The following is a 13890-nucleotide window of genomic DNA, read 5'->3' on the forward strand; positions in this document are numbered from 1 at the left end:
CCGTCCGTCGTGCTGCACGCGGCAGCGGAGAGGGAGCGCTAGCGCTTCCGCGCTGTGCCAGCTAGCGCTTCCGCTTCTCCCGCACGCGCATGTTGACGATGATCGGGCTGCCCTCGAAGCCGTAGATCTCGCGCAGGCGACGCTGGATGTAGCGGCGGTACTGCGGGTCGAGGTACCCGGTCGTGAAGAGCACGAATGTCGGCGGCCGGCTCGAGGCCTGCGTGCCGAACAGGATGCGCGGCTGCTTGCCGCCGCGCACGGGGTGCGGGTGGGCGGCGGTGAGCTCGGCGAGGAACGCGTTGAACTTGCCCGTCGCGATGCGGGTGTCCCACGACTCCAGCGCCGTCTCGAGCGCCGGCACGAGCTTCTCCATGTGGCGTCCGGTGCGCGCCGAGATGTTGACGCGCGGCGCCCACGACACGTGCGCGAGGTCGGTCTCGATCTCGCGCTCGAGGTAGCGGCGGCGCTCGTCGTCGAGGAGGTCCCACTTGTTGAACGCGAGCACGAGCGCGCGGCCCGACTCGAGCACCAGCTCGATGATGCGGATGTCCTGCTCGCTGATGACCTCGGAGACGTCGATCATGACGACCGCGACCTCCGCCTTCTCCAGCGCCGCGCTCGTGCGGAGCGACGCGTAGAAGTCGGCGCCCTGGGCGAGGTGCATGCGGCGGCGGATGCCGGCGGTGTCGACGAAGCGCCACACCTTGCCGGCGATCTCGACCTGCTCGTCGACCGGGTCGCGCGTGGTGCCGGCGAGCTCGTTGACGACCACGCGCTCCTCGCCCGCTGCCTTGTTGAGCAGGCTCGACTTGCCGACGTTCGGGCGGCCGAGGATGGCGACGCGGCGGGGTCCGCCGACCTCCTCCTTGGCGACCTTGGAGACGAGCGGCAGGGTCTTCAGCACGAGGTCGAGCAGATCCGCGACGCCGCGGCCGTGCAGCGCGGAGACGGGGTGCGGCTCGCCGAGGCCGAGCGACCACAGCGAGGCGGCGTTCGGCTCCTGGCGCGCGTCGTCGACCTTGTTGGCCGCGAGGATCACCGTCTTCTTGGTCTTGCGGAGCAGGCGGACGACGTGCTCGTCCGTGCTCGTGGCGCCGACGTTGGCGTCGACGACGAACAGCACGGCGTCGGCGAGGTCCATCGCGATCTCGGCCTGCATGGCCACGGAGGCGTTGATGCCCTTCGCGTCGGGCTCCCAGCCGCCGGTGTCGACGAGCGTGAACCAGCGGCCCGCGTACTCGGCCTTGTAGGAGACGCGGTCGCGCGTGACGCCGGGGGTGTCCTCGACGACGGCCTCGCGGCGGCCGAGGATGCGGTTGATGAGCGCCGACTTGCCGACGTTCGGGCGGCCGACGACCGCGAGCACGGGCAGCGCCGGCAGGTACGTGACCTGGTCGGGGTCGTCCGTGGCGGACTCGAGGACCTCGAGGTCCTCGTCGTCCAGCTCGTAGTCCTCGAGCCCGGCGCGGAGCGTCTGCGCGCGCTGGGAAGCGAGCTCCTCGTCGATGCTCGACAGGCGCTCGTGGAGCCCGCTGTCGAGCTCGGGGAAGTCGTCGTCGTGATCAGCCATGTTGTCCTCTGGCGTGTCGGCCCGTCACCGGGTCGCGCCTCAATCTGTTCGTGCGTGAACGAGATCGACCACCGCCTGGACGGTCTGGTCGAAGTCGATGTCCGTGGAGTCGATGGTGGTCACACCATCTGCGGCGTTCATGAAATCGACGACCTGCGAGTCGGCCCGATCCCGGGAGGCGAGTGATTCGCCGACCGCGGCTGCCGACTGGGTCGACGTCTCCGCGGAACGCCTGCTCATCCTAGCTTCCGGGGAGGCCGTCAGCAGAATGCGCACCTGGGCGTCGGGCGCGACGACCGTCGTGATGTCGCGACCCTCGACCACGATGCCGGGCTTGTCGCTCGACGCCATGAGCGAGCGGAACAGCTCCACCATGTAGTGCCGCACCTCGGGCACGCGGGCCACGCGGCTCACGACGGCGGACACGCGGGGCTCGCGGATCGCCTCGGTGACGTCGGTGCCGCGGACGCTCACGCGCGTCTCGGACGGATCGATCGCGATGTCGTAGTCGAAGCCCTCGATCAGGCTCGTGACGGTGGCGGGATCCTCCGTGTCGACGCCGCTCTCCAGCGCGAACCAGCTGAGCGCGCGGTACGCGGCGCCCGTGTCCTGGTAGTCGAAGCCGAGGGCGCGCGCGGCGGCGCGGCTCACGCTCGACTTGCCGCTGCCGGCGGGGCCGTCGACTGCGACGACCGTGCGGTTGAGCGTGGCGTCCACCAGCACGGTGTCCTCCAGGGGGTCGGGTGCGGGCGTCGTGTCTCCGGTCATCCGGCGATCCTCCAGTTCCGTTCTTCGAGCCGCGCGACCAGGCGGTCGCGGGCCTCGGGCAGCACGGCGATCTCCACGAGACCCACCTGCGCGCCCTGCGAGTGCTCGAGGCGCAGGTCCTCGATGTTGACGTCGGCGGCGCCCACGTCGTCGATCAGCGCGGCCAGCTGGCCGGGGCGGTCGTCGATCATCACGGTGACGGCGGCGAAGCGGCGGTCCTGGCCGTGCTTGCCGGGGATGCGCGCGACGCCCGCGTTGCCCGCGTGGATCCGCTCGGCCACCCGCAGCCGGGACCCTCGCGCGTCGACGTCGTCGAGCGCCTCGATGACCTCGTCGAGGTCGGTGCGGAGCGCCTTCAGGATCGGCACGATGCGGGAGGCGTTCGCGCCGAGGATCTGCACCCACAGCGCCGCGTCGCTCGACGCGATGCGCGTGGTGTCGCGGAGGCCCTGGCCGGAGAGGCCGAGCGCGGTCGCGTCGCCGTCGGCGAGCCGCGACGCCAGGAGGCTCGCGACGACCTGCGGCACGTGCGAGACGAGCGCCACGGACGCGTCGTGCTCCTCCGCGGTCATCTCGATGGGGACGGCGCCGAGGTCGAGGATCAGCTGCTCGACCGGTGCGCCCGCCGCGTAGGTGATGCCGTCGTGGCCCGCGATGACCCAGGGCCGGCCGAGGAAGAGGTCGCCGGTCGCGGAGACGGGGCCGCCGCGCTCGCGCCCGGCGAGCGGGTGCGATCCGAGGTAGCGGGAGAGGTCGGCGCCCATCGCGGCGAGCTCCGCGAGCGGCGCGGCCTTCACGCTCGCGACGTCCGTGACGAGCGCGTCCGGGTGCGCGGCGAGCTCGGCGGCGACCACGCGCGCGGTCACGTCCGGCGGCACGCAGACGACGACGAGCGACGGCAGGTCGGGGGCGGATCCGATGTCGGCGATCCGTCCTGCCCCCATGTCCGCGGCGAGGCGGAGCGTGGTCGGCGACGCGTCGGCCAGCACGACGTCGACGCCGCGCGCGCGGAGGCCGAGGGCGATGCTCGTGCCGAGGAGTCCCGTGCCGACGATGCGGACGGTGCCCTGCACGCGCGTGTCGGTCGCGGCGGCCGCGCCCGCGGCCTCGCTCACTCGCCGTCCTCGCGGTCCACGTCCCCCTGCGCCTCGGCGGCCGCGCCGGTGCCCTGCGGCGTCGCGGGTCCGGCCTGCGCGCGGGCCTCGCGCGAGATGGTGAGGAGCTGGCCGAGCTCGTCGGAGGTGAGGTCGCGCACGCGGCCGACGCCCAGGGATCCGAGGTGCAGCGGCCCGAACTGGCGACGCACGAGCTCCTCCACCGGGTGGCCGACCTCGTCGAGCATGCGGCGCACGATGCGGTTGCGGCCCGAGTGCAGCGTGATCTCCACGAGCGTCTGGTCGCCGCCGCCCGAGAGGATGCGCGCGCGGTCCGCCTGGATGGGCCCGTCCTCGAGGTCCACGCCCTGCGTGAGGCGCTGGATGGTCTGCGGCGTGACGCGACCGGTGACCTTCGCGATGTACGTCTTGAGCACGCCGAACGACGGGTGCGCGAGCACGTGCGCAAGGTCGCCGTCGTTGGTGAGGATCAGCAGGCCGCTCGTCTCCGCGTCGAGGCGCCCGACGTTGAACAGGCGCTCCTCGAACTCCTCCGTGAACTCGCGGAGGTCGGGGCGGCCGCGCTCGTCGCGCAGGGACGAGTAGATCCCGACGGGCTTGTTGAGCATGAGGTAGCGCTTCGAGGTGTCGAGCTGCACGGCCTGGTCGTCGACCGCGACCTCGTCGACGTCGGGGTCGATGCGGCGGCCGGGCTCGGTGACGACCTCGCCGTTCACGGTGACGCGGCCCGCGGCGATCATGTCCTCGCAGACGCGGCGGCTGGCGACGCCGGCGGCGGCCATCACCTTCTGCAGGCGGACGCCCTGCACCGGCTCGTCCGGGTTCCAGGCGTGCGGGCGATCAGAGGAGGGGGTCATGGAAGCCTTCCGCCCCGTCGGGGAGCAACGGGGAGATCGGGGGGAGCTCGTCGAGCGAGTTGATGCCGAGCTGCGTGAGCAGGTGGTCTGTCGTACCGTAATGAATCGCGCCGGTCTCGCCGTCGGTGAAGGCCTCGGTCACGAGGCCCCGCGCGAGCAGCGTCCGCACCACCGAGTCGACGTTCACGGCGCGGATCGCGGCGACCTGGCTGCGGCTGATCGGCTGCTTGTACGCGATCACCGCGAGCGTCTCGAGGGCCGCCTGCGAGAGGCGCGTGGGGTTCTGCGTGAGCACGTGGTCGCGGATCACGGTGTCGTACTCGGGCCGCACGTACACGCGCCAGCCGCCGCCGACCTCACGCAGCTCGAAGCCGCGGCGCACTCCCCCGGTCGTCCCGTCGAAGTCGTCGACGAGCCGCTGGATCGCGCGGCGCACCTCCTTGACGGGCGTCGAGGTCGCCGTCGCGAGGGTCGTCACGCTCTGCGGCTCGTCCGCGACCATGAGCAGCGCCTCGAGCGCGCGGTCGAGGTCGAGCGGGGCGTCGGCGGGACCTGCGCCGGTGCCGTCAGCGGGATCCACGGGCTCAGCTGTCATATCCGGCCCCCAGGCTCGCGAGGGCGTCGTCGGTCCAGCTCTCGGCGGTCCACGTGAGCGTGAGCTCGCCGAGCGCCTCCGGCTGGTCGAACTCGATGGCGGCGACCCGGTACAGCTCGAGCACCGCGAGGAACCGCGCGATCACGACGCCCGTGACCCCGGCGTCCGCGACGAGCTCCCGGAACGTGACCGGCGCCCCGCCCCGCAGCCGCGCGACGACGACGGCCGCCTGCTCGCGGATGCTCACGAGCGGCGCATGCAGGTGGTCGAGGCCCACGGTCGGGATCTCGCGCGGCGCGAGCGCGAGCAGGGCGATGGCCGCGAGGTCCGCGGGCGACGTCGTCCACACGAGCTCGGGCACCTGCGCGCGGAACCGCTCCTCGAGCGGCACGTCGCGGAACGCGCGGCCGGACTCGGCGGCCAGCCGCTCCTGGAACCAGCTGGCCGCCTGCTTGAACGCGCGGTACTGCAGCAGCCGGGCGAACAGCAGGTCGCGCGCCTCGAGCAGCGCCACGTCCTCGGCGTCCACGAGCTCGCCCTGCGGCAGGAGCCCCACGAGCTTGAGGTCGAGCAGCGTCGCCGCGACCACGAGGAACGAGCTCGCCTCGTCGAGGTCCTCGGGTCCGTCGAGCCCGCGGATGTGCGCGATGAACTCGTTGGTCACGAGGCTGAGGCTCACCTCGGTGATGTCCATCTCATGGCTGCCGATGAGCGAGAGCAGCAGGTCGAACGGGCCCTCGAAGTTGCCGATGCTGACCCGGAAGGCGCGCTCCGGATCCGCCCGCACGGCCGCGCTGGCGTCCGCGTCGACGGCGAGCTCGCGCTCGGCCAGGGGTGCGCCCCTACGCGACGGCGCCACGCGCGATGAGCTCCCGCGCCACCTTGCGGTACGCGAGCGCGGCCGGGTGCTCGGGCGCGAACTGGATGATGGGCTTGCCCGCCACCGACGCGTCCGGGAACTTCACCGTCCGGCCGATCACGGTCTCGAGCACGCTGTCGTCGAACGCCTCGACCACGCGCTGCAGCACCTCGCGCGAGTGCAGCGTGCGCGAGTCGTACATGGTCGCGAGGATCCCGTCGAGCGCGAGCCCCGGGTTCAGCCGGTCCTTGACCTTCTCGATCGTCTCCACGAGCAGCGCGACGCCGCGGAGCGCGAAGAACTCGCACTCGAGCGGGATCAGCACTCCGTGGCTCGCGGTGAGCGCGTTGACGGTGAGGAGGCCGAGCGACGGCTGGCAGTCGATGAGGATCACGTCATAGTCGGCGCTCACCTTGCGCAGCACGCTGGCGAGGATCTGCTCGCGCGCGACCTCGTTGACGAGGTGCACCTCAGCCGCCGACAGGTCGATGTTGGCGGGGATGACGTCGAGGCCCTCGAAGCCCGTCGTCTGGATGGCCTCGCGCGGGTCCTTCACGGTGCCGAGCAGCAGGTCGTAGATGGTGACGGCGTCGTGGGTCTGCACGCCGAGGCCCGCGGACAGCGCGCCCTGCGGGTCGAAGTCGACGGCCAGCACGCGGCGGCCGTAGCTCGCGAGCGATGCACCGAGGTTGATGGCGGTGGTCGTCTTGCCGACGCCGCCCTTCTGGTTGCAGAGGGAGATGATCTTGGCCGGTCCGTGGCCCTGGAGCGGCTCGGGCTCGGCGAACTCGCGCAGCTCCCGACCGGTGGGTCCGAGCACGGGGACGTCCATTCCCGGGAGCTCGGTCACATCTGGCTTGCGCGTCACGTGGATCTCTCTCTGCCGCTCCTCCGACGCGGTCCCGTCGGATCCTGGAAGTCTACCGGGGAGGGTCGCTCACGCCCGGCGGGCACGCGGGTGCGCGGTCGTGTAGACGTCGCGCAGGGTGTCGACGGTCACGCGCGTGTAGATCTGCGTGGTCGCCACCGACGAGTGGCCGAGCAGCTCCTGCACCACGCGCACGTCCGCGCCGCCCGCGATGAGGTGCGTCGCGAACGAGTGCCGGAACGTGTGCGGGGAGATCTCCTCCGCGACGCCGGCGCGCTCGGCGGCCGCCTTGATCACGAGCCACGCGTTCTGCCGCGAGAGCGCGTGGCCGCGGAGGCCGAGGAAGAGCGCCGGGGTGGCGGATCCGCGCGCGGCGAGGATCGGGCGGACGCGCACGAGGTACGCGTCGACGGCGCGGCGGGCGAAGGACCCGACGGGCACGATCCGCTGCTTGCCGCCCTTGCCGAGCACGCGCACCAGCTCGGCCGCGGCGCCGTCGGCGCCGAGCACGTCGTCGACCGTGAGCGCCGTGATCTCGCTGACGCGCGCGCCCGTCGCGTACAGCAGCTCGAGCAGGGCCTTGTCGCGCACGCGGAGCGGCTCGTCGCCGTCGGTCGCGTCGAGGATCCGGCCCATCGTCTCGATGGAGACGGCCTTCGGGAGACGGCTCGGCAGCTTGGGCGGCCTCTGCTCGGCGGACACGTCGACCTCGACGATGCCCTCCTCCACGAGGAAGCGGTGGAAGCTCCGGACGCTCGACAGCATGCGCGCGAGCGACGACGCCGTGAGGCCGCCGTGCTCGGGGTCGCGGACGCGCTGCGCGAAGGCCGCGATGTGCGCGGCGCTGGCGTCGGCCGGATCCGCGACGCCCTCGTCCGCGAGGTGCGCCGTGTAGCGCGCGAGGTCGCGGCGGTACGCCTGGAGGGTGTTGCGGGACAGGCCGCGCTCCACCTCGACGTGCCGGAGCCAGCGGTCGACGGCGCGCCGCAGCGCGACCGGGACCTCGGGGACGGCGTCGGGCGCCGCTCCCCCGGATCCCTCGGCCACGTCGGTCACGAGCCGGACGCGCCCCCGCCGTCGCCGTCGCGCAGCTTCGGGTGCCGCGGCCACGGCGCGTCGGCCGGTCCCAGCGTCGACCAGCCGCGCGAGCGGGCGACGTGCGCCTGCAGCACCGCGATCACGGTCGACGGGTTCTGGATCCGCCGCTCGAGCACCGCCGTGACGACCTCGTCGAGGTCGACCCAGCGCACCTCGATGTCGGCCTCCTCGTCGGTGCGCGCGAACGCCTCCGCCGTGGGGGTCAGTCCGCGCGCGAGGTAGACGCGGATCGCCTCGTCGCTGCCGCCGGGCGTCGTGTAGTACTCCGCCAGCACGCTCCACTCGGCGGCGACCAGGTCGGCCTCCTCCGCGAGCTCGCGCTGCACGGCCGTGAGCGGCGGCTCGCCCGTGATGTCGAGGAGCCCCGCCGGGATCTCCCACTCGCGCATCCGGACGGGATGCCGGTACTGCTTGATGAGGAGCACCCGGTCCTCGTCGTCGATCGCGAGCACCGCGACGGCACCCGTGTGGTCGACGAACTCGCGCGTGATCTCGCCGTCGCCGTACGCGAAGGTCTCACGGCGGATGTCCCAGATCTTGCCCTGGAACACCCGCTCGCTCGACGTCACCTCGTACGCGACGGCGTCGTCGTGCAGGCCGCCCGCCGGGGATCCCGCGACGGCGTCGGTCACGCGACCGCCTCGGCGTCGTCCTCGACGAACAGCGTGCTGGCCGCCTGGCGGTCGAGCGCGGCGCGGATCAGGCCGGCGAACAGCGGGTGCGCGCGGTTCGGGCGCGACCGCAGCTCCGGGTGCGCCTGCGTGCCGATGTAGAAGGGGTGCACCTCGCGGGGCAGCTCCACGTACTCGACGAGCGTGCCGTCGGGCGACGTGCCCGAGAACACGAGGCCGGCGTCCTGGATCCGGTCGCGGTACTGGTTGTTGACCTCGTAGCGGTGGCGGTGGCGCTCGTGGGAGACGGGCGCGCCGTACAGCTCGGCCGCGAGGGATCCGGGGGCGAGCGCCGCCTCGTAGAGACCGAGGCGCATGGTGCCGCCGAGGTCGCCGCCCGCGATGATGTCGACCTGCTCGGCCATCGTCGCGACGACCGGGAACTCGCTCTCGGGGTCGAACTCGCTGGAGGAGGCGCCGGCGAGGCCGGCCTCGTTGCGGGCGTACTCGATGACCATGCACTGCAGGCCGAGGCACAGGCCGAGCACGGGGATCATGTTGTCGCGCGCGAACTTGAGCGCGCCGAGCTTGCCCTCGATGCCGCGGATGCCGAAGCCGCCCGGCACGCACAGCGCGTCCAGGTCGCCCAGCTTCTTCGCCGCGCCCTCGGGCGTCTCGCACTCGTCCGAGGCGACCCAGCGCAACTTCACGCGCGCCGAGTGCGCGAAGCCGCCGGCCCGCAGCGCCTCGGTGACCGAGAGGTACGCGTCCGGCAGGTCGATGTACTTGCCCACGAGACCCACGGTGACCTCGTGCTTCGGGTCGTGCACGGCGTCCAGCAGGTCGCTCCAGCCGGACCAGTCCACGGCGTCAGCGGCCGGCAGCCCCAGGTGGTCGATGATGTAGCTGTCGAGGCCCTGCCCGTGCAGCATCTCGGGGATGTCGTAGATGCTCGGCACGTCGACCGCGTTCACCACGGCCTGCTCGTCGACGTCGCACATGAGCGCGATCTTCTTCTTGTTCGAGTCCGAGACGGGCCGGTCGCTGCGGAGCACGAGCGCGTCCGGCTGGATCCCGATGGAGCGCAGCGCCGCCACGGAGTGCTGCGTGGGCTTGGTCTTCTGCTCGCCCGACGCGCCCATGTACGGCACGAGCGAGACGTGGACGAAGAAGACGTTGTTGCGGCCGAGCTCGTGGCGCACCTGGCGCGCGGCCTCGATGAACGGCTGGCTCTCGATGTCGCCGACCGTGCCGCCGATCTCGGTGATGATCACGTCGGGCTGCGGCTCGTCCGAGGCCTGCAGGCGCATGCGGCGCTTGATCTCGTCGGTGATGTGCGGGATGACCTGCACGGTGTCGCCGAGGTACTCGCCGCGGCGCTCCTTGGCGATGACCTCGGAGTAGATCTGGCCGGTGGTCACGTTGGCCGCCTGGTCCAGCTCGATGTCGAGGAAGCGCTCGTAGTGCCCGATGTCGAGGTCGGTCTCCGCGCCGTCGTCGGTCACGAAGACCTCGCCGTGCTGGAAGGGGTTCATGGTGCCCGGATCCACGTTGAGGTAGGGATCGAGCTTCTGCATGACGACGCGCACGCCGCGCGCCGTGAGGAGGTTGCCCAGGCTGGCCGCCGTGAGGCCCTTGCCGAGCGAGGAGACGACGCCGCCGGTCACGAAGATGTGCCTGGTCGTCTTCGCCGCGCCTGTCGTGCTGGTGTTGCTGTCCGTCGTGCCCGAGTCCGTGTCCGCTGAATTGATGTCCGCCACGGGCTTCCATCCTACGTGTGTTCCGGGGCTGCGCGACAGCCACGCCGCGCCGGGGCTGCCGCCGGTCATCCGCTCAGCGCAGGGAGGCGGCCGTCTCCACGAGCTCGCGCGCGTGCGCCAGCCCGCTCTCGCTGTCGGGCAGGCCGGAGAGCAGGCGCGCCATCTCCTGGATCCGCGCGTCGCCCTCGAGCTGCGTGACGCTCGACGCGGTGACCTGGCCGTCGCCGCCCTTGACGACGCGCAGGTGGTTGGTCGAGAAGGCCGCGACCTGCGCGAGGTGCGTGACGACGATGACCTGCGCGCGCTCCGCCAGCCGTGCCAGCCGTCGCCCGATCTCGATCGCCGCCGCGCCGCCGACGCCTGCGTCGACCTCGTCGAACACGAAGGTGGGCACGGGGTCGTCGCCGGCCACCACGACCTCGATCGCGAGCATCACGCGCGACAGCTCGCCGCCGGACGCGCCCCGCCCGAGCGGGCGTGCCTCCGCACCCGCGTGCGGCCGCAGCAGGATCTCGACCCGGTCGGCACCGGAGAGCGCGGGCTCCTCCCGCGGCGACACCCGCACCTCGAGCGACGCGTCGGCCATGGCGAGCGCGCCGAGCTCGGTCGTGACGGCCGCGGCGAGCCGCGCGCCGGCCTCCTCGCGGACGGCCGTGACGCGCGCGGCCAGCTCGCCGACGAGCAGCTCGTCGCGCTCGACCTCGACGCGCAGCAGGTCGATCCGGTCGGTGTCGCCGTCGAGCTCCAGGAGGCGCGCGCTGCCGGTGTCGAGGAACGCGAGCGCGTCCTCCACCGTGGGGCCGTGCGCGCGCGTGAGGGCCGCGAGCTCCGCGCGGCGGTCCTGCAGGGTCTCGAGCTCCCGGGCGCCGTCGGCGTCGAGCCCCGCGAGGTAGCCCGAGAGCTGCACGGCGATCTCCGACACGAGGATCCGCGCGCTGTCGAGCGACTCGATGATCTCGGCGAGACCCGGGTCGTGCGCCGCCACCCGGTCGAGGCGGCGGTGCGCGGTGTCGAGCACGGAGGCGGCGTCGGCCATCTCGCCGGACGCGTCCTCGGACGACATGAGCTCATGGGCGGCGGATGCGGCCGCCCGCAGGTCCTCGAGGTTCGTGAGCCTGTCGATGCGCTCGCGCAGCTCCTCGTCCTCGCCCGGCTGCGGCGCCACGGCCTCGATCGCGTCGATCGCGATGCGCAGCTCCTCGGCCTCACGCGTGCGTGCGTCCTGCTCCGTGACGAGGCGGTCGAGCTCGGCGCGCGCCGCCTGCCAGCGGCGGAACACCTCCTGGTACTCGCCGAGCACGGGCGCGAGCGCGGAACCGGCGAACCGGTCGAGCGCCTGCCGCTGGGCGGTGGACGACCGCAGTCGCATCTGGTCGGACTGCCCGTGCACCACCACGAGCTGCTCGCCGATCTCCGTGAGCAGCGCCGCCGGAGCCCCGCGGCCCCCGACCGACGCGCGGCTGCGGCCCTCGGACGAGAGCTGGCGCGTGACGATGAGCTCGCCGCGCGAGCCGTCGCCGAACGGGTCGACGTCTCCCCCGGCGTCGCGAACGCGCTCGGGCACGGGCCCGTCGGCCGCGATGATCCAACGCCCCTCGACGACCGCGCGCTCGCTCCCCTGCCGCACGGCGCCCGAGTCGGCGCGCGCGCCGAGCAGCAGGCCCAGCGCGGTGACGACCATGGTCTTGCCCGCGCCGGTCTCGCCGGTGACGGCCGTGAAGCCGGGCCCGAGCGGCAGCGTGGCCTGGCCGATCACCCCGAGGTCGCGGATGGTGATCTCCTCAATCACGGTCGATCGGCCCCCTCCAGCCGGTGACCGGCAGCTCGAACTTGTTGACGAGGCGGTCGGTGAACGGCGACTGCTTGAGGCGCGCGAGGCGCACGGGGATGGCCGACCGGCGGGCCTCGACGCGCGCGCCGGGCGGCATGTCGCGGGTGCGTCGGCCGTCGCACCAGAGGACGCCGGATCCGGACGTGCGGCTCAACACCTCGACGGCGACGGTGGACTCCGGGCCCACGACGAGCGAGCGGGCGAAGAGCGTGTGCGGGCTGAGCGGCACCACGAGCATCGCCTCGAGGCTCGGCCACACGATGGGGCCGCCCGCCGAGAACGCGTACGCGGTGGATCCCGTGGGCGTGGACACGACCATGCCGTCGCAGCCGTAGGACGCGAGCGGCCGTCCGTCGATCTCCACCACCACCTCGAGCATGCGCTCGCGGCTGGCCTTCTCGACGGTCGCCTCGTTGAGCGCCCACGTCCGGTAGACGATGTCGGCCCCGACCTTGAGCGTGACGTCGAGGGTCATGCGCTCCTCGACCGTGTAGTCGCGGTCGAGCACGCGGCGCACGGTGGCCGTGAGGTCCTCCCGCTCGCTCTCGGCGAGGAAGCCCACGTGCCCGAGGTTCACGCCGAGGAGCGGCACGGAGGTGCCGCGCACGATCTCCGCCGAGCGCAGGATCGTGCCGTCGCCGCCCAGGACGATGACGATCTCGAGGTCGGCCGTCTGCACGTCCTCCCCCAGCACGGCGACGCCGTCCATCTCGGGCGCGAAGGGCAGGATGTCGGCCTTCTCGTCGGCCGTGAGCACGAGGTGCACGTCGGCCTCGGCCAGCTGCGCGCACACGCTGAGCGCCGCGTCGATCGAGTCGCGCCGTCCCGTGTGGGACACGACCAGGATGTGCCTCGCGGGTCCAGCCACTTCGCTCACGCTCCTGTGATCTCGTTCGACGTCGATCTCCATTGTGTCGGATTGCTCCCCGCGCGACCGCTGAACCAGGCGAGGTACTCGTGGTTCCCGGCCCCGCCGACGATCGGGGAGGAGACGAGGCCGGCCGTGCCGAGGCCGAGGTCCCACGCGGCCCAGAGCACGCGCATGACGGCGTCGTCGCGGAGCCCCGGGTCGTGCACGATGCCCTCGCGGATCCCCGTGCGCCCGACCTCGAACTGCGGCTTGATCAGCAGCACGACGTCGGCGCCGTCCGCGGCGGTGCGCGTGATGGCAGGCAGCACGAGCCCGAGCGAGATGAAGGACAGGTCGCCGACGACGAGCCCGGGCCGCTCCCCCGCGAGGTCCGCCGGCGTCACGCCGGCGAGCGACTCGGGCGTCAGGTCGCGCACGTTGAACCCCTCGACGACGTCGACGCGCGGATCCTCGCGGATGAGCGGGTCCAGCTGCCCGTGCCCCACGTCGAGCGCCACGACGCGCCGCGCACCCCGCTCGAGCAGCACCTGCGTGAACCCGCCGGTGGACGCGCCGACGTCGAGCGCCAGCCGCCCCGCGACCGCGACCCCGGGGAAGGCGTCGAGCGCGCCGATGAGCTTGTGGGCGCCTCGGCTCACGTAGGCGTCGGAGCCCGCGACCTCGACGACGGATCCGGGCATCACCCGGAACGACGCCTTGACGACGCCTCGTCCGTCGACCGTGACGAGCCCGTCGGCGATGAGCCGGGCGGCGTGCGTGCGGGAGCGCGCGAGGCCGAGAGCCGGCAGGGCGGCGTCGAGCCGCAGGTCCCCGCCGAGCGCCTCGCCGGGGACCGGGTCGGCAGCGGACGCGGGCGCGGAACCGTCGCCGGCGTCAGCCACGCGTCGCGGCCCCGTCGCCGCCCTCGAGCCGCGCGCGCAGCTCGTCGTGCAGGAGCGCGAAGGCGGCCGCGCGGTCGCCGAGCGGCTGCTCCTCGATGAGCTGCAGCCGGGAGACCAGCTCCTCGGCCACGTCGCGGCCGTCGTCGGAGTCCGGCCCCGGCGCGGAGCCCGCTCGAGCGCTGTCGTCCGGGTCGTCGCTCACGCCG

General features: G+C 73.0%; 14 protein-coding genes. All 14 read right to left on the reverse strand.

All coding sequences use genetic code 11. From position 1 onward, the window contains the following. Positions 1-61: 61 nt before the first annotated feature. Complete coding sequence (gene der, locus K0V08_RS05680) at positions 62-1570, reverse strand: ribosome biogenesis GTPase Der (protein WP_043586316.1); 1509 nt, start codon at positions 1568-1570, stop codon at positions 62-64. 39 nt (positions 1571-1609) lie between these two features. After that, on the reverse strand, positions 1610-2338 hold the full coding sequence (gene cmk / locus K0V08_RS05685; RefSeq protein WP_227266445.1) for a (d)CMP kinase: 729 nt from the start codon (positions 2336-2338) through the stop codon (positions 1610-1612). Continuing rightward, on the reverse strand, positions 2335-3453 hold the full coding sequence (locus K0V08_RS05690) for a prephenate dehydrogenase (RefSeq protein ID WP_079533562.1): 1119 nt from the start codon (positions 3451-3453) through the stop codon (positions 2335-2337). The genes cmk and K0V08_RS05690 overlap by 4 nt, the downstream gene beginning before the upstream one ends. Further along, positions 3450-4310 carry a pseudouridine synthase gene (locus K0V08_RS05695; protein WP_079533564.1) on the reverse strand — a complete coding sequence of 287 codons (861 nt, stop codon included), beginning with the start codon at positions 4308-4310 and terminating at the stop codon, positions 3450-3452. The genes K0V08_RS05690 and K0V08_RS05695 overlap by 4 nt, the downstream gene beginning before the upstream one ends. Beyond that, positions 4294-4905 carry an SMC-Scp complex subunit ScpB gene (gene scpB / locus K0V08_RS05700; RefSeq protein WP_012038665.1) on the reverse strand — a complete coding sequence of 204 codons (612 nt, stop codon included), beginning with the start codon at positions 4903-4905 and terminating at the stop codon, positions 4294-4296. Before scpB ends, K0V08_RS05695 begins: the two co-directional genes overlap by 17 nt. Then, positions 4895-5764: a segregation and condensation protein A gene (locus tag K0V08_RS05705; RefSeq protein WP_050976308.1), complete on the reverse strand. Its 870-nt coding sequence runs from the start codon at positions 5762-5764 to the stop codon at positions 4895-4897. The genes scpB and K0V08_RS05705 overlap by 11 nt, the downstream gene beginning before the upstream one ends. After that, a complete protein-coding gene (locus K0V08_RS05710; protein WP_174239708.1) occupies positions 5748-6596 on the reverse strand; it encodes a ParA family protein in 849 nt (282 codons plus the stop codon). The genes K0V08_RS05705 and K0V08_RS05710 overlap by 17 nt, the downstream gene beginning before the upstream one ends. A 105-nt stretch (positions 6597-6701) precedes the next feature. After that, positions 6702-7688 (reverse strand): site-specific tyrosine recombinase XerD, encoded by a 987-nt coding sequence (gene xerD, locus K0V08_RS05715; protein ID WP_012038668.1) that lies wholly within the window; start codon positions 7686-7688, stop codon positions 6702-6704. After that, positions 7685-8362, reverse strand: coding sequence for an NUDIX domain-containing protein (locus K0V08_RS05720; RefSeq protein ID WP_012038669.1), 678 nt, complete (start codon positions 8360-8362; stop codon positions 7685-7687). The genes xerD and K0V08_RS05720 overlap by 4 nt, the downstream gene beginning before the upstream one ends. Then, positions 8359-10101 carry a CTP synthase gene (locus K0V08_RS05725; protein WP_079533566.1) on the reverse strand — a complete coding sequence of 581 codons (1743 nt, stop codon included), beginning with the start codon at positions 10099-10101 and terminating at the stop codon, positions 8359-8361. The genes K0V08_RS05720 and K0V08_RS05725 overlap by 4 nt, the downstream gene beginning before the upstream one ends. A 73-nt stretch (positions 10102-10174) precedes the next feature. Beyond that, complete coding sequence (recN, locus tag K0V08_RS05730) at positions 10175-11890, reverse strand: DNA repair protein RecN (protein WP_012038671.1); 1716 nt, start codon at positions 11888-11890, stop codon at positions 10175-10177. After that, positions 11883-12800 carry an NAD kinase gene (locus tag K0V08_RS05735; protein ID WP_012038672.1) on the reverse strand — a complete coding sequence of 306 codons (918 nt, stop codon included), beginning with the start codon at positions 12798-12800 and terminating at the stop codon, positions 11883-11885. The genes recN and K0V08_RS05735 overlap by 8 nt, the downstream gene beginning before the upstream one ends. A 5-nt stretch (positions 12801-12805) precedes the next feature. After that, positions 12806-13684: a TlyA family RNA methyltransferase gene (locus tag K0V08_RS05740; protein ID WP_172405424.1), complete on the reverse strand. Its 879-nt coding sequence runs from the start codon at positions 13682-13684 to the stop codon at positions 12806-12808. Then, positions 13677-13886 carry a hypothetical protein gene (locus K0V08_RS05745; RefSeq protein ID WP_012038674.1) on the reverse strand — a complete coding sequence of 70 codons (210 nt, stop codon included), beginning with the start codon at positions 13884-13886 and terminating at the stop codon, positions 13677-13679. The genes K0V08_RS05740 and K0V08_RS05745 overlap by 8 nt, the downstream gene beginning before the upstream one ends. Positions 13887-13890 lie beyond the last annotated feature (4 nt).

The sequence above is a fragment of the Clavibacter michiganensis genome, assembly GCF_021216655.1.
In the GTDB taxonomy this organism is placed as follows: domain Bacteria; phylum Actinomycetota; class Actinomycetes; order Actinomycetales; family Microbacteriaceae; genus Clavibacter; species Clavibacter michiganensis.

Excerpts from the sequence above, each read along its gene's own strand:
- der (WP_043586316.1), bottom strand. The coding sequence starts at position 1,570 with ATGGCTGATCACGACGACGACTTCCCCGAGCTCGACAGCGGGCTCCAC.
- cmk (WP_227266445.1), bottom strand. The coding sequence starts at position 2,338 with ATGACCGGAGACACGACGCCCGCACCCGACCCCCTGGAGGACACCGTG.
- K0V08_RS05695 (WP_079533564.1), bottom strand. The coding sequence starts at position 4,310 with ATGACCCCCTCCTCTGATCGCCCGCACGCCTGGAACCCGGACGAGCCG.
- scpB (WP_012038665.1), bottom strand. The coding sequence starts at position 4,905 with ATGACAGCTGAGCCCGTGGATCCCGCTGACGGCACCGGCGCAGGTCCC.
- K0V08_RS05710 (WP_174239708.1), bottom strand. The coding sequence starts at position 6,596 with ATGGACGTCCCCGTGCTCGGACCCACCGGTCGGGAGCTGCGCGAGTTC.